Origin of the sequence: Dyella acidisoli (assembly GCF_030160295.1) — a bacterium.
Taxonomy (GTDB): Bacteria; Pseudomonadota; Gammaproteobacteria; order Xanthomonadales; family Rhodanobacteraceae; genus Dyella_B; species Dyella_B acidisoli.
In genome coordinates this window covers 1-20,904 of sequence record NZ_BSOB01000004.1, presented here as the reverse complement: position 1 = coordinate 20,904, position 20,904 = coordinate 1, and the positions used below count along the sequence as shown (strand labels likewise).

The 20,904-nt window shown below is 59.4% G+C and carries 7 protein-coding genes; 5 read left to right on the top strand and 2 right to left on the bottom strand.

Translation table 11 applies throughout. The annotated features are described in order from the left end of the window. Window positions 1-2: 2 nt before the first annotated feature. On the bottom strand, window positions 3-2,681 hold the full coding sequence (locus QQJ86_RS01060) for a beta-mannosidase (RefSeq protein ID WP_284319041.1): 2,679 nt from the start codon (window positions 2,679-2,681) through the stop codon (window positions 3-5). A 496-nt stretch (window positions 2,682-3,177) separates the two neighbouring features. Between QQJ86_RS01060 and QQJ86_RS01055 the strand changes: the two genes are divergently transcribed. The 5 genes from QQJ86_RS01055 to QQJ86_RS01035 all read left to right on the top strand — a co-directional run bounded on the left by QQJ86_RS01055 (window position 3,178) and on the right by QQJ86_RS01035 (window position 19,289). Next, the gene (locus QQJ86_RS01055) at window positions 3,178-4,908 is read left to right on the top strand and encodes a ShlB/FhaC/HecB family hemolysin secretion/activation protein (protein WP_284319040.1); all 1,731 of its coding nucleotides are present in this window, start codon (window positions 3,178-3,180) and stop codon (window positions 4,906-4,908) included. A gap of 263 nt (window positions 4,909-5,171) precedes the next feature. Then, the gene (locus tag QQJ86_RS01050; RefSeq protein WP_284319039.1) at window positions 5,172-17,510 is read left to right on the top strand and encodes a two-partner secretion domain-containing protein; all 12,339 of its coding nucleotides are present in this window, start codon (window positions 5,172-5,174) and stop codon (window positions 17,508-17,510) included. 16 nt (window positions 17,511-17,526) lie between these two features. Continuing rightward, window positions 17,527-18,000 carry a hypothetical protein gene (locus QQJ86_RS01045; protein ID WP_284319038.1) on the top strand — a complete coding sequence of 158 codons (474 nt, stop codon included), beginning with the start codon at window positions 17,527-17,529 and terminating at the stop codon, window positions 17,998-18,000. 200 nt (window positions 18,001-18,200) lie between these two features. After that, complete coding sequence (locus QQJ86_RS01040; protein ID WP_284319037.1) at window positions 18,201-18,707, top strand: hypothetical protein; 507 nt, start codon at window positions 18,201-18,203, stop codon at window positions 18,705-18,707. A gap of 105 nt (window positions 18,708-18,812) precedes the next feature. Continuing rightward, window positions 18,813-19,289 carry a hypothetical protein gene (locus QQJ86_RS01035; RefSeq protein WP_284319036.1) on the top strand — a complete coding sequence of 159 codons (477 nt, stop codon included), beginning with the start codon at window positions 18,813-18,815 and terminating at the stop codon, window positions 19,287-19,289. Window positions 19,290-19,440: 151 nt separating this feature from the next. Here the strand turns inward: QQJ86_RS01035 and QQJ86_RS01030 are convergent, their stop codons facing one another. After that, a complete protein-coding gene (locus tag QQJ86_RS01030; protein ID WP_284319035.1) occupies window positions 19,441-20,583 on the bottom strand; it encodes a heavy metal-binding domain-containing protein in 1,143 nt (380 codons plus the stop codon). Window positions 20,584-20,904: the final 321 nt, after the last annotated feature.

Sequence of the window (20,904 nt, the reverse complement as noted above, 5' to 3'; positions counted from 1 at the left end):
GATCAGCTATGCGGCTTGGCCATCACACCCGCCAAATCCTGCACCAACAAAGCCCGTTTCAACTTATCCAGCGCAACCTTGCTACGCACCGTCACCGTCACACTCTGCCCCGGCAACAGATCAAACGCATTGTCCGACACCTCCGCATCCAGATCGCCGAAGGAAATCCACACGTTGCGTGCAAGCTTGTCGCTGCTCAACGTCAACGTATAGCCATCCGAACCCGCATCGAATGAGGTATGGACTTGCGGCACAGGCAAGGCCAGCGTCTTGGCTTCATCAAAGAACACCAGATTACGCGACACGACCTTGTCGCCATCCAACAATTCGAACACCGCGAACGTTGTGTGAGTATCCGCCCCGTTGAGCAACTGCGCGTCGGAATAAGCAGCCACCTTCGTGCTGCTCAGCGCAGGCAGATCGGCCGACTCCTGATGCTCGCTCAGCACCTTGCCGGAGAAATCCATCGTGCGCATGCGCCAATGCAGCGTTGCCGGCGCCGTGCGATCCGAAACCAGCGACACAGTCGTCGTGCCGTTGTTGCGTAATGCTGCGATCATTAGCGGCGCATAGAATCGCCGCGCATGGTATTGCAGTGCCTTCCAGCGACCGAAGTAGTCGATGCTCGCCCACGATGCTCCGGGCCATACATCATTGAGCTGCCAATACATCGAACCCATTGCCTGCGGGCGCGACGCGCGCAGATGCTCGGCGGCGAGCTGGATGCCCTCGGCCTGCATCACTTGGCTCAGATAAACGAACGAAGCAAAATCCTTTGGCTCGCCATAGCTGCGCGTGATGTACAACAGCAAGCGCTTGTTGCCGTTGCCGCTGTCGAATTTCTGATGCGCGCGCATCACGGGCGACTCCGGCTGCAGATCGCTCTGGTCGGCAAATGCGCGGATCGTGCGCATTTCAGGGAAAGACTGCAGCCCATATTCGGACTGAAAGCGCGGCGCAATGTTGAGGTATTCGGTGACCGGCTTCGCTTCGCCGGACCACACGTTCCAATAGTGGTAATCGCCATCGTCCGGCACGTTCGCCGGGCCCTCGTAATCCGTGCTCGGCGTGCTGGCCCAGTACGGCACGCTGGGATCGTATTCGGTGACCACATTGCGAAGCGTATTGCTGAACAGGTTCACCATGCCGATCACCAGCTTCTCGCGCTCATCGCCCGAGATCGCCTTCTTCAGCGCCACGCGATCGCCCCAGGAATCCCAGCCGGTCTGCACTTCGTTGTTGCCGCACCACAAGACGATGCTGGGATGATCTCGCAAGCGCTTCACTTGTTCGATGGCTTCCTGTTTCGTGTTCTCAACGAAAGCAGTATCGCTCGGCGGAATCGCGCCGCCGAACATGAAGTCCTGCCACACCATCAGGCCGAGCCGATCGGTCATCTCGTAGAACGAATCCGGCATGTAATAACCGCCGCCCCAAATGCGCACCGCATTCATGTTTGCGTCGCGCGCCGACTGCAGCACACGCTTCATTTGCGCATCGGTTGCGCGCGGTGGAAAGCTGTCGAACGGAATCATGTCCGCGCCCTTGGCGAACACCGGAATACCGTTGATCAAGAACGCGAAGCTTCGGCCCCAGGCATCCTTTTCGCGGCGGAGTTCCACAGTGCGAAGACCGGTCGCGCGCTGCATGTTGTACAACTCATTGCTGCCGTCGCGCACGCTGACCTTGAACGTATACATGTCCTGCGAGCCGTAGCCGACCGGGTACCAGCGCTTGGGATGCGCGATACGCAACGGCACGCTGACTGCATTGCTGCCGGGATCGACCGTCACGTCTTGCTCCACGTGTGCCGCTGTCTGTCCATCCGGATCGATCGCGTCCACGCTGACGTGCAATGTCTTGCTGCTGTCGGCGATCACATCCAGCTGAGCAGCTACTTGTGCCGCCTCGCTGCTCACGTAGTTCTGCCGCACATGGAAATCATCCACGCGCAAGCTGTTCCAGCTATCCAGGTGCACCGGTTGCCAGATACCCTCGGTAACGATGCGCGGGCCCCAGTCCCAGCCATATTGATAGCCAGCCTTGCGCACATAATTGGCCGTCTGCTTACCCTTGGGCTCGTCACCAAAAGCGGAATCGAATTCGCCGGGCAACGCATAGGGCTGCTTGAGCAGCCACGGCAGCAGGCGTTTGATCGGCGAATACAGCCGCACCTGCAACGTATTGCTTCCTTCGTGCAGCGCTGCTTTCGCCGGCAACCGCCAACGCCGGAACATGTTGTCCGCCGAGACCAGCTTCTGACCGTTGAGATAGACGTCCGCGAATGTATCGAGTCCGTCGAACACCAGTTCCACGTGGTCGCGCGCGAGCGTGGCTTTGTCCACCGTAAAGGTGGTTTCGTACTGCCAGTCGGACAGGCCCACCCACTGCACGCGAGCTTCGTTGTCACGATAGTAGGGATCCGGCAGCAGCTTGGCCGCCATCAGATCGGTCTGCACCGTGCCAGGCACCGTCGCGGCATGCCAGCGCGTGGCGTCGTGATGCTCCTTCGCATGCGCATCGCCTTCCTGCAGACGGAAGCGCCAGCCACTATCCAAATTTTGCGAGGTGGTCTGGGCCCAGGCGCCGCTGGTCGCGAGTGGTAACAGCAGCAGCGACAGCGCGGTGATTTTCGGAAGACGCCGCAGTGCGCGCGCGGACAAACGGATTCGTTCAAGCATGCTGCTCAACCGTATTTATATGAGTGATGGAATCCTGCGCTGGCGCAGGAGCGACGACACATCGCGGTATGTCCCTGTTTAGATCGATCTATATCAGGGACATTAGCAGTTGGCTAGAGGGCAAGCATGCCGCATCGCAATAGGGTCATGCACGATGCGCAGGTTGGGATGACAACCCCAACATTGCCATGCATGCACACATCGCGATGTTGGGGTTTGCACCTCAACCTACGTTCCAGCGGCCGAAAGCGCCGCAGGCCTTACCACACCAACATGACATGCATCAGTACCGCAAACGTTAGGATCCACCGTCAACCTACGCGAACCTTGCGTTGCGCTGTCGCTGGGAAAAGTCTGATGGAGTGAGACACACGTCACGCTACAATAAGCGCGTACCGACCGGCCATGTCAGCACAAGGCTCGTCGATAGACCGCAGGAACTAAGGAATGCGGTGAACAGGGGCTAGAGACGGCTTTTCAAGGAGTTGTTGTTGGCATGCGCGGTAGAAACAGGGGATTTACGCGGCGTTCGTCCGAACGCCGTGCCACATCGATGTGGCGTACGTGGGCAACGTGTACTTTGATCGTCGCGGCAGCGGGTCATATGCCCGTGGCCCGCGCGCAAAACACCGCAGTCGACCAGGCACAGCGCGAGCAAGCGCAAAAGCAGGCGCAACAGCGCGAAGCTTTGCGCACGGCGCCTGACGTGCGCCTGCAAACCGGTCAGCAGACCGACTATCACATCACCACGGTGCCGGCGGAAACGCCGTGCTTTCACATCGATGCAATCGCGCTGGAAGGCGCGCACGTGCACGAATTCGGTTTCGTGCAGAAGTACCTCGATGCCTATCGCAGCCAATGCATCGGCCAGGAAGGTTTGCGTCTGCTTGCGCATCGCACGTCCGACTTGCTGCTGGCGCGCGGCTACATCACCAGTCGCGTGGTCATTCCGGAGCAGAACCTCGCCATCGGCCATCTGCGTGTGGTGCTGCTTGCTGGCACGCTGGGCGCGGTGCGTTTCGCGCCGGGTTCGGCCAAGGCCGATTGGCAGAGTGCCTTGCCGATTCGTCCTGGCGATGTGTTGAACCTGCGCGCCATCGAACAAGGGCTGGAACAGCTCAAGCGCGTGCCCTCGCAAGATGCGAAGATCGATATCGCTCCCGGCACACAGCCGGGCAGCTCGGATCTGGTGCTCACCATCACGCGCGGCAAGCCCTGGCGATTGATCGCCAGCCTCGACGATAGCGGCGCGTACAACACCGGCAAGGAACAAGGTGGGCTGACGTTTGCGGTGGATCAGCCGCTGGGCATCAACGATCTGCTCAGCATCGGCTACACGCACAGCGTGGGCGATTACGACCACGCAAAAGGCACGCACGGCAACAACTTCAATTACAGCGTACCGTGGGGCGACTGGACCTTTAGCCTCGCCGCGAACAGTTACGCCTACCGGCAATCGGTGTTCGGCTCGCTGCAAACCTTCGCTTATACCGGCAGCTCCAGCAGCACCGCCTTCAGCGCCACGCGCCTGCTGCATCGGGATCAGCACAGCCACACTTCGGTGCAGCTGACGATGACCACGCGCCACGAACACAGCTACATCGACAGCGTGGAAATCCAGACACAGCGCCGCAAGGTGAGCGCTGCGGAACTCGCGTTGATACAGCGCCGCTACATCGGTTCATCACAATTGGATCTACGCCTGGCTTATCGCTGGGGCGTGCCGTGGATGGGCGGGCAATGGCAGGCCAGTGAACACGGTGGCCCGACGAATCGTTACGGGCTCGCCGTATTCGACGCGAGCCTCAGCACGCCGTTCCAAATGTTCTCTACGCCTTGGTTGTGGCTGTCCGAATTGCATGCACAAGCCACCGGCGATCGTCTCTATGCCGAGGATTACCTCACGCTCGGCGGCCGCTACACCGTGCGCGGCTACGACGGCAACACCGTACTAGGCGGTGACCACGGCGCGTACTGGCGCAACACGCTCAACCTGCCAGTGGGCGGCAGCGGCTTGTCGCTGTACGGCGGCGTGGACGTGGGCCATGTCGGCGGCAACGTGTCGAGCACTTATGCAAGCCATAGCCTGAGCGGCGTGGTGACGGGCGTGCGCGGTTCGCGCTGGGGCCTGAGCTGGGATCTGTTTGCCGGGTGGCCGCTGCAGACGCCACGCGGTTTCCCGGTCCGGCGCCCCACCGCCGGCATGCAATGGATCTACACCTACTGACGCGTTGCGTCGCAGTTCGAACGACATGCCGGTAACGGCATGCAGGGGATACATCGAGGATCGATGCTATGAAGGACACTGCTGTACGCCACGCCACAAACAACACAATTCTTGCTCCCTCCCCTACGTGCAGTAGGGGAGGGCTGGGGTGGGGTGAAGTCCCCAGCTCTGCGACGAATGCCCATGTCGCGGCAAGCGCAAGCAACCCCACCCTAACCCTCCCCTGCCCGCAGGGGAGGGAACAAAAAGCATGGCGTCACTCTTTGCGCCGCCAAGCACTTTGGGCAGCACTCACGCTCGCATTGGGTCTGCCAAATGCGCATGCCCAAACGGTCCCCGACGGCGCAACCCACACCAACGTGATCGCTGCACCCAACGGCGTGCCGGTGGTGAACATCGCTGCGCCGAACAACGCAGGCGTGTCGCACAACACGTATCAGCAGTTCAACGTCAGCAGCAACGGGCTAATCCTCAACAACAGCGGTGCCATCAGCAATACGCAGCTGGCGGGTTACATCACCGGCAATCCGAATCTTGGCCCCGGCCAGTCAGCAACGCTGATCCTCAACGAAGTCACATCCACGCAGCCGAGCGTGTTGAACGGCGCAATGGAAGTGGCAGGCCACGCAGCGCAAGTGGTGGTGGCCAATCCCAACGGCATCACCTGCGGCGGCTGCGGTTTCATCAACGCGCCGCGCGGCACGCTGGTGACGGGTGTGCCGATTCTTGATGCGAACGGCGGCTTGTCCGGCTTCAACGTCAGCGGCGGCACCATCACGGTCAACGCGCAAGGTCTGCTCGGCAGCCAGATGGATCAGGTCGACTTGCTTGCGCGCGCGGTGGAAATCAACGCCGGCGTGTGGGCGCACCAGATCAACGTCATCACCGGCAGCAATCGCATCGATTACACCACGCTGGCCACGCAATCCATTGCTGGCACGGGCGCAACGCCCGCGGTGGCGCTGGATGTATCGGCACTCGGTGGCATGTATGCGAATGCCATCCGTTTGATCGGCACCGAAGCGGGTCTTGGCGTGAACAGCCAGGGCCAGATCTCCGCACAAAACGGCGATCTTTCGCTGACCAGCGCAGGCCAGGTGACGCTTGGCGGCAAGACCACCGCCACCGGCAACCTCACCGTGCAAGCAGCGCAATCGTTGAGCAACCAGGGCACGCTTGCCGCCGGTGGCGCAGTGAACGTCAGCAGCGCGGATCTCAGCAACAGCGGCACGCTGTACAGCGGCTCCGCCATGACGTTGTCCGCCAACGGCCAGCTAAGCAACAGCGGCCAGATCGAAGCGCAAAACGGCGCACTCACCGCGCAGGCGAGCGGTGCGCTGAACAATGCTGCTTCGGCCAGCATCTACGCCGGCAGCGCCATCAATCTGAGCGGCGCATCGTTTGGCAATGCCGGAACGATCGAAGCAGCGCAAGGCGCGAACTTGCAGACCGGCGGTCACGCCGACAACAGCGGCATCTTGCAGACCGATGCCGGCGATCTCGTCATCCACGCCGATTCGCTGGGCAACAGCGGTACCTTGAGCGCCAATGGCAACGCGACACTCGGCGCAACCAGCGCGCTGAGCAGCACCGGTAAAGCGATCGCCAGCGGCAACGTGTCGTTGAGTTCGGCACAACTGACCACCAGCGGTGCAGTGCAGGCAGGCGGTGCGCTGAGCTTGCAAGGCGGCACGCTAAGCAACAGCGGCAAGCTCTATGCACTCGGCGGCGCGTGGACGGCCACACTGAGCGGCGCATTCGCCAACCAGAGCGGCAGCGACGTGTACGGCAGCCAGAACCTTGCGTTGAATGCTGCGTCGTTGACCAATGCCGGCAACATCGAAGCGCAGCAGGGCAATGCCATCAAGCTTGTCGGTGCCTTGATCAACAGTGGCAAACTGCAATCCGATCAATCCGACCTCACGCTCAGCGCATTCAGTCTTTCCAACAGCGGCACGCTCAGCGCGTACGGTAATCTGCAAGCGCAAGTGAACAGCGCCGTACAGAACAGCGGCGTGCTGGTCAGCGGGCAAGCGATCAATCTGTCGTCTGCCGCGTTCGACAATCAGGTCGGTGGACAAATCCAGAGCGGTACTGATTTCACGTTGTCGACCGCCACGCTGAATAACGAAGGTAGCGTCAACGCAAAAGGCAACGCGACGCTCTCCGGCACCGCATTCACCAATGCCAGTGGCGCGCAATGGATTACCGCCGGAATACTTGCGCTCAATCAGACCGGCAACGTCAGCAATGCCGGTGTGGTGCAGTCCGGCGGCGACCTGAACATGCTGTACGCCGCATCGCTCACCAACAGTGGCGCGATGCAGACCAGTGCGGGCAACCTCACGCTCGCGACCGGCACGCTCGGCAACACCGGTACCTTGGGTGCCAACGGTAGCGCCACGCTCAATGCAAGCAACAGCCTCAGCAGTACCGGCACACTACTCGCCGGCAGCAACGTGAGCCTGACTGCAGCGCAACTCACTACCGCTGGCACTGTGCAGGCGGGCAGCGCGCTGACGTTGAGCGGCGGCACGCTGAGCAACAGCGGCAAGCTGTATGCACTTGGTGGTGCATGGACGTCAACGCTAACGGGTGCGTTCACCAGTCAGACCAGCGGCGATATCTACGGCAGCCAAGGCATCACGCTCAGTGCAGCCTCGCTGAGCAACGCAGGCAGCATCGAAGCGCAGCAAGCGGATACCCTCACGCTGGGTGGTGCGTTCACCAACAGCGGCAAGCTGCAGTCCGATCAGTCTGACATCACGCTCAACGCGACCACGCTTTCCAACTCCGGAACACTCAGTGCTTCTCACAACCTGCAAGCACAGCTGACCAGCACCGCACAGAACAGCGGCGTGCTGGTGACTGGACAGGCGATCAACCTGACGGCGACGGGCTTCGACAACCAGGCCGGTGGCCAGGTGCAGAGCGGTGCTGATCTGACATTGTCGGCGGCCACGCAGAGCAACGAAGGCATCATCAACGCGAAAGGCAATGCCGCACTCTTTGGCACTGCCTTGACCAACGCTGGCAGCGCCCAGTGGATCGCGGGCGGCACGCTTACGTTCGGCCAAACCGGCGGCGTAAGCAATGCGGGCGTGCTGCAGGCGGGCAGCGATCTCGATCTGACGCATGCGGCGTCGCTCAATAATACCGCCGGCGCGACGATGTATGCAGGCCAGGATTTCAATCTTGGCCTTATCCAGGCACTGACCAATGCCGGCATGCTGTACGCCACGCGCACTGCCACATTCACGGCAGGCAGCGTGAACAACACTGGCACGCTGCGCAGCGCGGGCACGCTCACGCTCGACAGCAACGGCAACGTCGTAAGCAGCGGTGCGATCCAGGCGCAACAAACCCTGAGCCTGCAAAGCAGCGGCGACTTCAGCAACAGTGGCGAGCTGTACGCCATCGGTGGCAATCTTTCCGCGCAGGTGGGTGGCAGCTTCAGCTCTGCCAGCAGCGGCGATATCTACAGCGGTCAGGACGTATCGTTCAGCGCCAACAGTTTCGCCAACACCGGTACGCTGGAAGCCAAGCAGTCGGTCAGCATCACGGCGCACAGCAGCGCCAGCAACAGCGGCACGCTGCAAGCGGACAACGGCAACCTCGTCATCGCCGGTAGCGCGCTTACCAACCAGGGTACCTTGAGCGCCACGGGTGCCACGCAACTGGGCAGCACGGGAACCCTGAGCAACAGCGGCAAACTGGTTACCGGCCAGACACTCGTGCTTACCGGCGCCAGCGTCACCAACAGCGGTCAAATCCAAAGTGGCAGCAACGTCACGGTGCAGGCAGCAAGTGTCACCAACAGCGGCAGCTTGCAGGCCGGTGGCACACTCGCCTTCCAACACGATGCCACGCTCACCAACCAGACTGGCGGTTCGATCCTCGCTGCGAGTGACTTGAGTGCGGATACGTCTTCGCTGCTCGACAACGCCGGCATCATCCAAGGCGGCGGCAATCTCAACATCACCGGTACGGGTGTCGTCGACAATGAAGCAACCGGCACACTCTACGGCACGCAGCTGACCACGCTGCAGTTGGGTGGAGCGTTGACCAACGCTGGTACGGTGTATGGCGCACAAGGTTTCAATCTCACCGCTGCAAGTCTCGTCAGCACCGGCAGCTTGCGCAGTGGCACATCACTCAGCGTCGCCACGCAAGGCAATGCAAGCAATGGCGGCACTGCCTACGCGCTGGGTAACGCAACCTGGAACATCGGCGGTACGCTGAGCAACACCGGCACGCTTGCTGCTGCAGGCAATGCCACGCTCACTGCCGCCAGCCTCAGTGGCAACGGCACACTCGCAGCTAGCTTGCAAAGCAATGGTTCGCTCGGCAACACCGGCGATCTCACCGTAACGACCACTGGCAACCTGGCCGACAACGGACGCGCATTGGCGGCGGGCAATCTGCGCTTTACCGGCAGCACGATTGACTTGTCGAGCAGTCAGACGCGTGCGAACACCATTGCGCTCACTGCGAACCAAGGCAATGTGACGAATGCGGGCGGCAACTTGGCCGCCAACAGCACAGTTACCATCACCACACCCGGCAGCTTGATCAACGGCGGAACGACCGCCGCACAAGGCGGCAAGATCAGCGCAGGTACGCTGGTGCTGCAAGCGGCTGCGCTGAACAATCAGTACGGCTCGCTGATCCAGACCGGCAGCGGCGATCTGAATCTGACTTTCGGCGGCGCGTTCGAAAATGCCAACGGCACCTTCAGCACCAACGCGCAGAATCTCTCCATCAACGCCGCGTCCGTCGACAACACCGGTGGCACGTTGCAGGATGCCGGCAGCGGCACGCTCAGCGTTGTTACGTCCGGCAACTTTGCGAACGGCAACGGCAAGGTCGAGGGTAACGGCGCGCTCTCGCTACAAACGAACAGCACACTGACGAATGACGGCGGCCTGCTGAGCGTATCCGGCAACGTCACCACCAAGGCTGGCACTTTCAGCAACGTGCACGGCACGCTGATCGGCAACAACGTTGGACTCACCGTTGCACAGACGCTGACCAACACCGCCGGCGGCACGATCCAATCCGGCGGTGCGCTGACGGCAAACGCCAATGCGCTAGACAACAGCGGCGGCTTCATCAAGGTGACCGACGCGCAAGCGTTGAACCTCACCATCAACGGCGCATTGACCAATGGTGCTAGCGGATTCATCGGCGGCAACGGCGCGGCAACCATCAACGCCGGCAGCCTCACGAATGCCGGGCAAATCTATGCCGGCACTGCGCTCGGTGTTACCGCGCAAAGCAGCCTGATCAACGACGGTGGTGCACTGCAAGCGCTCGGCTCGTTGAGCCTCGGCAGCAATGGCGCCCTCAGCAATCGTGCCGGCACGATCGAAGCGGGCAGTGGCAATAGCGTGGCCAGCATGAGCCTCAACGGCGCAAGCCTGGATGACACCAACGGCCGCATCGCCAATACCGGCCAGGGCACGACCACTGTGTCGGTGGCGCAGAACGTGGTGAACGAAGGTGGCACCTTGGGCGGCCAAGGCGCGTTTACGCTGTCGGCATCGAGCCTCGATAACAACAACAGCGGCAAGATTGTGGCCGGGCAAGCACTTACGCTTAGCCTTGGCAGCATGAGCAACGTTGGCGGCACCTTATACGCGGCCGGCGATCTCACCTGGAACGACGGCAGCGCCAGCCTGGAAAATGCACAAGGCTCGCTGCAATCCGGCGGCAACCTCACATTCGCACTGGCTTCGCTGGATAACGCAAGTGGCACGCTGGCCACCAATGGCAGCGGTAACCTGAGCCTGGGCAGTTTCACCGGCGTGGGCAAGGTGGCTGCGGGTCAGAATCTCACGTTGACCCTCAGTGGCAACTACACCAACGCCGTCGGCAACCAGCTAAGCGCCAACAACAACCTCACGCTCAACGTCTCCGGCAACTTCAGCAATGCCGCGGGCGCTACGCTACAGGCGCCGAACAACCTCACCGTCAGTGCGGCGAACATCGATAACGCCGCGGGTGCCACGCTCAATAGCAACAGCACCACGCTGAGTACTGGTGGCACGCTCAGCAACGAAGGCAATATTGATGGCAGCAGCATCACGCTCAACGCCGGTGCGCTGACTAACACCGCTAACATCATCGGCGGCAGCATCACCGCCACCGCCGGTTCGCTGACCAACGGCGTGGATCTTGGTACTAGCACCAGCAACAATCCCTATCAGAGCGGCTTGATCGCAGCCACCAACAGCATCGCGCTGTACGTGAGCGGTGCACTGCTCAACCGTGACGCCACCATCTTCACCACTGGCGACCTCACGCTGGCTGGCAATGCCAGTGGTGGCCTGAGCGCGTCGATCACCAATCTTTCCGGCGACATCGAAGCCAATGGCAGCGTGACGCTGAATGCGCAGCAGTTCACCAACCAGCGGCGCGTATTCCAGACCACCACGTACAACCTGACCGCCGCCGAGCAAGCGCAGAACAGCACCAGCGTCACGCTGTCGCGCTATGCGTATTACGACACCGATCCGACGCACCAGGTGCCCAATGTGCAACCGGACCAGGTGATCAGTTCGTCCGAATATGCGGTGGCCAAATCGTTCTGCGACAACCTCAACAACAACACCAATAACCAGCGTTGTGCGGGTTATCCGTTCGGTGTCGGCCAACCCAATACGTTCCAGGGCATTTTCAATTCCACCGTGACCGCGGTGCAGGAAATCGCTGCCATCAGCTCGCAGAGCAAACTGCTTGCTGGCGGCAACATCACCATCAATGGCTCGGTGCTCAACGACAAATCCACCATCGCAGCCGGCAACAACCTGACCATCAACGGCCAGAACGGCAACGCTGGCGGCGGTGCTACCTCGACTTATACGGTGCAGAACATCGCCTTTGCGCCGACGGCTACGGTGCAAACCAGCATCAATGAGGAGAGCGCCACCCAGCAACTGCAGTCGAACCCCCGCGCATGGGTTGATGGCCCGTGGATGAGCTACGGCACCAGCAGTACCAGCAGCACGATCTCGCTGGCACCGGGATCGGTACCAAGCTGGATCACTTTCAACGCGGGCAGCGACGCACCGGGCGTCATGAGCGCGGGTAACACCGTGTCGATCACCGCGCAGACCATCAACAACACGACGGTCGGCGCCAACGGTCAGCCTGTGCAGAACGCGATCGGCCTCGGCAGCAATAGTGCGGGTCAGGCTGTGGGTGGCAACGCTGCGACTACGGTAGGTAGTGCCAGCGGCGCCAGCGGCAGCGTGGGCAGCGTTGCGGTGGGCAATACCCCCAACCAAACGAATGGCAGCTCGTTGAGCGTCGCCAGCGCACGCAGTACCGGCACCGGTTCGACCGTCAATGCACCGGGTGTGGCACAGGGCCTTGCGCCAGGTGCTGCGAGTACACCCGGCGTCAACAGCACTTCGACTCCAGCGACAGGTGCACACCCTTCGCTAGCATCACCGCAAGTTGTGAGCACGCTGGTCGGCCCAAACGCAACGATCAAGCTGCCACAAACCGGCCTGTACGCCATCGACGTGCAACCGGGCAGCGAGTTCCTGATCGAAACCAACCCGCAGTTCACCCGCTACAGCACCTTCATCAGCAGCGACTACATGCTGCAGAAGCTCGGCCTTGATCCGCACCAGACCGAGCAGCGCCTGGGCGACGGTTTCTACGAACAACAGCAAGTGCTGGACCAGATCACCGATCTCACCGGCCGCCGCTATCTCGCCGACGACACCGATGCGCTGGATCAATACCGCGACCTGATGAACAACGCGGTGCAGGTGGCGCAGCAGTTCAACCTGTCGGTAGGCGTAGCGCTTACGCCCGCGCAGATGGCCAACCTCACGCAAGACATCGTGTGGCTGGTCAACGTGAACGTAGATGGCCACCAAGTGCTGGAACCGGTGGTGTACCTCAGCACGAGCGATGCGAAGAACCTCGCCGCAAACGGCGCAACCATTGCCGGCAAGAACGTGGTGTTGAACGCCAGCGGCGACATCACCAACAACGGCACCATTGCGGCGAGCCAGAATGCGCAGCTCACCGCAAGCAACCTGCTCAACAGCGGCACCATCAGCGCCGGCAACGATCTAAGCCTTACCGCTGCGCAGAACATCTTGAACGGCGGCACCATCAAGGCCGGTGGCAACGTATCGCTGGTTGCGGGTGGTGATGTGCTGAGCGGCGTAAGCGTGGCGCAGAACCTGGGTGCTGTTGCATTGCCCGGTTTGAGCACGGCGATCGGCCCGGTGGCACTCAACAACACCGCACTGCCCGGCGGCATCACGGCGGGCGGCAGCCTGGCCATCAACGCCGGCCGCGATCTGCAACTGGACACTGCTCCGGTGAAGGCCGGAGGCAATCTCAGTCTTGCCGCAGGCCGCGACCTTACCGCCACCGCCACTGCGATCAGCGCAGGCGGCAACGCGCAACTGCTCGCCGGCCGTGATCTCAGCCTGATCGCCACCGGCAGCACCAACCGCGTCGGTACGCTAATGAACGGCGTGGAGACCACCACGCACACTGTCAGCACGCTCAGCGCCGGCGGTGCATTAACGCTGGTCGCCGGCAACGACCTCATCAGCCAAGGCGCGCAACTCACGGGCGGCACTATCAACCTCGGCGCCGGCCACGACGCCACGCTCACTACGGTCACCGATTCGGTCACGCGCAACACGCAAGGCTTCCAGGGCCATATGCTGGTCGGCACCGGTCAGAGCGATCAGACCGTGCGCGGCACCACGCTCACTGGGAGCAACGGCATCAATGTCGCGGCCAATCACGATCTCACGATTACCGCGGGGCAGCTCAATAGCGCGAATGGCGACGTCGCGCTTTCGGCCGGCAACAATCTCACGCTCAATGCGGCGAACGAAGATCACAGCAGCTATCGCGATACGCTCACCAGGACGAGCGGCTTCTTGTCCAGCAGCAGCACGCACACGTACGACGCGAGCAGCGATTCGAATGTGATCGGCACCAGCATCAGCGGCAACAACGTGACGCTGGCGGCCGGCAACAACCTCGCCACGCAGGCCGTGCAACTCACCGCCAACAACGCGCTGAGCATCAGTGCCGTCAACAACGTCACGCTCGGCGCCGGTGAGCAGACCCACACCGAAGAACACGACTACCAGCACAGCAGCTTCAACTTCTTCAGCGACAGCACCAAACGTTTCGGCTCGGTCGATCCGGAATGGCGCAGCAACCAGAGCAGCACCACGATCAACCAGACCACCAGCATCGGCAGCACGCTGTCCGGCGACACGGTCACCGTGGCCGCCGGCCACGATCTCACCGGCACCGCCGTGCAGATCGCCGGCACGCATGATGTGACGCTGGCCGCCGGCAACAACCTCACGCTTAATGCAGGCCAGGACACCTACACCGAAACCCAATCCTCCGGCACCAGTCACACCGGCCTGATGAACGGCGGCGGCTTCAGCGTGCTGATCGGCAACAAGTCGGAGAAGACCACCAGCATCGACAAGGAAGTGAGCTACACCGGCAGCCTGGTCGGCAGCACGGACGGTGCCGTTACACTGACTGCCGGCAACAACGTGCACATTACAGGCAGTGATGTGCTCAGCCAGACGGCTACAACGATCGTTGGCAAGAACGTCACGATCGATGCGGCGTTGGGCAGCCAGGACATCACGCAGACGCAGAAGCAAAGCCAGGGCGGCATCAGCCTAGGCCTGAGTGGTGGCGTTGCTGGCACGGCGCAAACCTTGGCCGCGGATGTGCAAGGCGCAACCAGCAGCAGTAGCGATTCACGCCTGAAGGCGCTCTACGCGATGCAGGCCGCGCAGACCTTGTTCTCGCCAGGCGCCGGCAACGCAATGCATGTGAACGGCACGGGTCTGGACGCGCTGGAAAATACGCCTGGAGCTCTCCAGAGCGGTTATCAAAAAGGGCTTACGGATAGCAGCACAGCCACAGGCGGTGGCGTTGGCGGCGGGGTTGAAGATGCCGGCAAGTCCACAGGCATCAGCCTGCATATCGGTATTGGCGGCGGCAGCTCTACCACCACCGGCAAGACGCACGACGACGTGGCCTACGGCAGCAAGATCAGCAGCAACGGCGATGTCACCATTGCCGCCACCGGCGGCGATCTCAATGTGGTTGGCAGCCAGATCAATGGCAACAACGTCACCTTGTCTGCCACGCACGACATCAACCTGCTCAGCCAGGCCGAACAGCACACCCAAAGCAACGATAGCCACAACGCCAGCGGCGAAGTGGGCATCAGCATTGGTCAGACCACCGGCATTTACCTCAGTGCAGCGGCTGGCGAAGCCATCGCCCATGGCAACGGCACCACGCACACAGATAGTGTCGTCAGCGCACAAAACACGTTGACCATGCTCAGCGGCAACGACACCACCATCAAGGGTGCACAAGCCACTGGCAACACCGTGCTCGCCAACATCGGCGGCAATCTCAACGTTGCCAGTGAGCAGGACACCAACGATTACGCCAGTCATAGCATCCAGGGTGGTATCACGTTGGTGTATGGCTGGAGCGACGGAGGTGTGGGCGTCAGCGGAAATCTGTCTGCGAGCAAAGCGAACAGCAACTACGCCAGTGTGACGCAGATGAGCGGCATCGGAGCCGGCAACGGTGGCTTCGACCTCCTCGTTGGCGGCAACACCAACCTGAAAGGCGCGGTGGTTGCCAGCACTGCGAGTGTGGACAAGAACATCCTCGATACCGGCAGCCTCACCTACAGCAATATCCAGAACCAAGCCAAGTCGAGCGCCGAAAGCATCAGCGTGGGCGGTGGCATGAGCACGGGCAGCATGTCGGGCATGAGTGGTTTCAGCGGCGGTATTGGCATTCCGCAAAACAGTAACAAGAGCAGCACGACACAGGCAGGCATCGCACAAGGCACGGTCGTTGTGCGCGACAATCCGAAACAGGATCTCTCTGGCCTTAACCGCAATCCCAGCTTGAGCGATGCGAATGGGCTGGCCAATACCTTCGATCCCAACAAGGTTGCGCAGAACCAGCAGGCGGGAATGTTGGCCGGACAGGTTGGCATGACCGCTGTAGGCGATATTGCCTACATCATGCAAAAGCAGGCAGCGGAAAATCTCGCCCAGGCAAGCAAGAGTGGGGACCAAGCTGCAATCACCAGCGCACAAACAAATTTACAGGCATGGAGTGATGGGGGAGCGGACAAGGTTCTGCTACACGGATTGGTTGGCGCGGCTACCGCAGCGTTAGGTAGCGGCAACGCTTTGCAGGGCGCGCTGGGAGCAAGCGCTGGTGAGATAGCCAGTGGCGCCATGCAGAACTACCTACTCAGCAATCATATCGATCCAAGTTCGTCAGAGGGCAAGGCGCTGATGCAACTGGGTAGTGCAATCATCGGCGGATCTGTCGGTGGTGGCGCGGGCGCAGCTACCGCCATTCAGGGCGATCAGTACAACCGGCAGCTGCACCCAGCGGAGTTGTCATTGATCGTCGGTGATCTCGCAAAGAAGTATGTCGACGCTTACAACGCAGCCCATCCAGATGCGACCATCGATCAAACGGATGCTGAGACGATGTTAATCAAACAGGCGTTACGGCAGGTGGATAATCAATGGGCCCAGCAGCTGGGACAGGATGATGGTGAGGCGCGTGCGTGGTTGGCTGCTAATGCATCGCAATATGCATTGCCCAATGGTGAGCAGGTGTTCACCGCGACTGACGCTGAAAAGGCTAACTGGAATCTCTACGCCGATCCCTACAAGACGTCTTACCTGCTTTCACACTTTACGACGCTCAAATATGGGTTGGGAGATCAAACAGGCGCAAGCTTTGACTTGGATCAATATGCCAGCATTGCAGATCAGATACGCGACAATGCGACGCTAGCAGCGTTGTATCGAAAAGTAGATCAAGGGCAGACGCTGACTGAAAGCGAATTGAATCAAGTTGCGTATTTGCAGGCCCTCAAACCACTTCTGCAGTTGAATCCGGTCGGTTCAATTGGCGTGTCGCTGGCGGACGGCAAGTATATGGACGCGGCAGGGCAGTCGATTCTGTTGTTCGGACCGGCTGCGCTTGAGGGTGGATTGCTAGACGTTGGGAGGGCAGCATCCAGTACTTACGACGCAGCATTAGGTCAAATAGCGGGAAATGGAGAGCAAGTGTTCCCGAATGTAGTTAAGGGCATTTATCAGCCTACAGGGCCTTTGCTAGGGCAATTGGAAAGTAATTCTTGTGTCGCGGGTTGTGTGAGGATGGCGGCTACCTCAGATATGCCAGAAGCATACGTCCGTGCAGCGATTGGAACGAGCAATACAGATGGCACTAGCTTGGCTAGTATCCCAGGAGGGCTTCAGCAGTTGGGCTATCAAGGAAGTTCGTCTTTCGTGACGGGGGCAACAGCTGACTCCATCGCAGCCGAGACGGCAGCTGGCAGCACAGCAATTGTCAACGTCAAGACCGGAGCAGGTTCAATTCATGCGGTGGTAGTAGATGAGATCTCTGGCGGAATGGCATTTATCCGTGATCCATGGCCACCAGGGGTTGGATCATCATATTCTGTTCCTGTCTCTGCTCTAGATAAGTCTATGACTGGACAGGCAGTATTCATAAAAACTCCGTAACACCAGGTTATCTACTATGAATTATCAAAGCTGCGATATTTATCTTCCGCGGGTGACTAAAGGCTTGGTGATAGAGGATGCTTTCAAGATCATTCGCGATATCAATTTTAATGTAGATATCGACAAGGACTACAGCGGATTTCTTGGGCTAAATATCAGAAGAATGCAGGCGATGATGGCCGTTATGCGGTTAAGAGATGTTCGCGTTCCGTCCCTAAGCGTACCTACGAAATATAGAGAGGAAGCTGTTATAAGCTCCGATGAAGCTATACAAGTTGCTTCATCTGTGAACTTGCCAGAAGGAGTGTCCGTCGTCTTTTCGTGGCGCAATGACGAACATAACCCAATGTACTGGATATTCGACAAAATCTATCCTAACGAAGAGCGCCCTGGCGCAAGCCTCCTAATTGATAAGGTGGATCGTCATGTGTGGTCAAACGACGAAGTCGACGAGTATCAACATGACTTCAACAATGCGTTTTGGCGCTAATGATTGAGCGGGTTTCACTTCCAAGGACGGTCCAAACGCGAAAAGGGGTCGTGGGTAGTTAAAGTGGCTTAACTACCCACGGCCTTTTTTTCGGCCGCTTTTGGGAGCCCCTTTTGGCAGAATAGAGGTAAGAGTGAGTTGGTTCCGTTTTGGCACAATTGGACTTGAGACCACGACGGTCTCGAAAAAAGGGGACATAAATGAAGAAATTGCTTTTCCTGGCTGTGATATTCCCGCTCTTCTGTCATTCCGCTTTCGCGGCAGACAGTGTGACCATTCAGCAGGCCATACCTTTAAACGAAGATGCCGAGATTTCCGGCTCGGTAAAAACCGAATGCCATCTTGGCGAAAATCTGTCCCAATACGTGGTGGAGAATGCGCAAAAGCGTGGGATGGCGGTTACGCGCATGGCCGATCTGAGCTCCAGTACTCCGGGTCGTGTCATCACCATGGAAATCACCAGTGCCGTATCCGATGGCAACGCCTTTATCGGGCATCACAAATCGATGTCAGTAAAGGGCAGTTTGTATCAAGACGGAAAATTGGTCGGAAACTTCAAGGCCCGTCGCGTCTCGATGGGTGGCGCCTTCGGTCAGTTCAAGGGAAATTGCGGGGTTCTTGATCGTGTGAATAAGGAGCTGGGCGAGGACATTGCCGAATGGATGGTTACCCCCGGCATGAATGGTCTGCTAGGTGACTTGAAATAAGCTTGTTGATCGATTGCACCGGTAATAACTAAAAACGGGGGTGGGTTGAGTTTTGCCAGTAGGCGAACCTACCCCCGCTCTTTAACGAACTCAGTGCTGTTCAATATGGAAAAACTCCGACTTGACGGCCTGCTCGGCACCTATTCCGACAAAGATGGTTATTTCCGATCCGAATATCAAATCGGTCAGAGATTGGTCTGGGTCCAGTGCAAGCATCGTGAAGCGTGCAAAGCATGCGCCAACGAAGTCGAACCCATGCTCTACAACATATGGGTGACTATTCCCGATGTCACGGCGAAAGCCGAGGAGTATTCACGCATGCTGATTCCAGAATTCTGGTCCATACATGACAACAGCAAGCGCGAAGGTCATCGGTTGGATGTTTGGGGCATTACGATCACGACTGACGACGACACGATACTGTTCTACGTTTCTCGCAATCACGGCTTCGACTTTTCATCGCCTACATTCGCGAAAGATGACTACTGGAACGATGAGCCGCTCCATCTGCCGGATGTCCCCGACGATCACGGCGTCCATGTATATCGCGACGGCAGCGGAGCTTTGTTTGCAGTCGAGTGAGAATCAAGACAGGGGCAAAACAGAGGCGACGTGGACTTCCAACAGATAATGTCGGAAAGCGCACTCTGACCCACTTCAGTTCAATGTAGGTTGGGGTGAGAACCCCAACATTGCCATGCATACATCGCGATGGTGGGGTTCTCATCCCAACTTACGAACTTACCGAGCCACCGGCGCGTGTCGACTGAAGCCCGAATCCGCTTTCACCGCTCAGCCAGGTGTCCTTGTCGCGAATGATGGCTTGGGCAGGGAGCGAAGGCGTGGCGACTTTGACGCCTGATAGTTTCTGTACGGCTGTTCCTACTGCAACGATTTCGATCAGTCCCGGATTGAGTTCGATGATGTAGGTCTTGATGCCGACGATTTCCTCAGCGTGAACCGCTGCCGCGTCCTTCCTTAAACGGTCGAAGGCATTTTCTCTCGCGTCATAGATCAAGGTGGTCAGATCGCTAATTTCGCCTTTGACGAATCCCTTGAACATGGCCTTCAAGCTGCCGACAGCGCCCAAGGAATAAACCGAGGTCGAAATAAGCAGCTTGATCGGAGCGTAGCCAAGGCTCGTCATGGACCACAGTTCTTCACCCGTCAAATCACTTGTAACGGGGTAGGTCTTGCATTCGGCAGGCAGGTCGGGATGAAAGGACGCGGTCCCCGTCATATACATCTCGTGGAATCCGACGAATTTCATGACGTTGGTTCTGACGCCGACCACTGCATTGGCACCGGCTTTTCTTGCTTGACTCACCAGGCGATCCAACGCGCGATGACGGGTTGCGTTGAAGATGTCGCTGAACTCACGAATTTCGCCGCGAACCATGGTTTTCAGGTTGCCGACTATTCCACCCACCGCGCCTACGGAATAGGCGATGTTGCCAAACACGAATTGGAGCGGCTGATAGCCCGCATCCATGTGGCAATAGAGTTCCTGAGCATCGCCTGCGCTGGTAAACGACTTTGCGCCTGTACTGCCGACGACCCCCGAGCCGACAAAAAGAAATTCGGAATTGCCCGCGAGATTGCGCAGGTCGGACGAAACGCCGACCACGCCGTGCACGCCTTCGCGCCGCGCTTCGTCAGCCATGCGTTCGAAGGCCGCCTCGCGTCCGTCATGGATCATCGAGGTAACAGCAGAAACCTCGCCTCCTATTGCGCCACGAAAAGCTGAGGATACGCCGCCAAGAAATCCCATCGATTGAACGCTATTGCCCACCACGATGCCGCTGGGTTTCAAGCCCTTCAGCTGCATGCAATAGATCTCATTTCCGGACAAGCCAGTTACGATCGGTTGCGCCATATTCCTTTCCCCTGGGTAGATGAGCCATGCGAAGCATTCGGATGGTGCTTCACCACCGGATGATGGGCAAGAGCGTGGAAGACGGATGCTGATGACTGTGACAAACGCTAGGAACGATGTCCACAAAATGGGGATTCCAGCCCTGAAACTTTCCCAAGTTTCCCGCCAACCGGAAAGCGCATCTTGACTCGTGCTTTATGGGACGCGCAAATGCCCATGTAATTACATGGACTCGCCCCCGCGCTAAATAAGGCCTCATGGGCCAGCGGTGGAGAGTAAAACTATCCACCGTTCTGTAACGAGCGAGGGCGAGTCCATGAA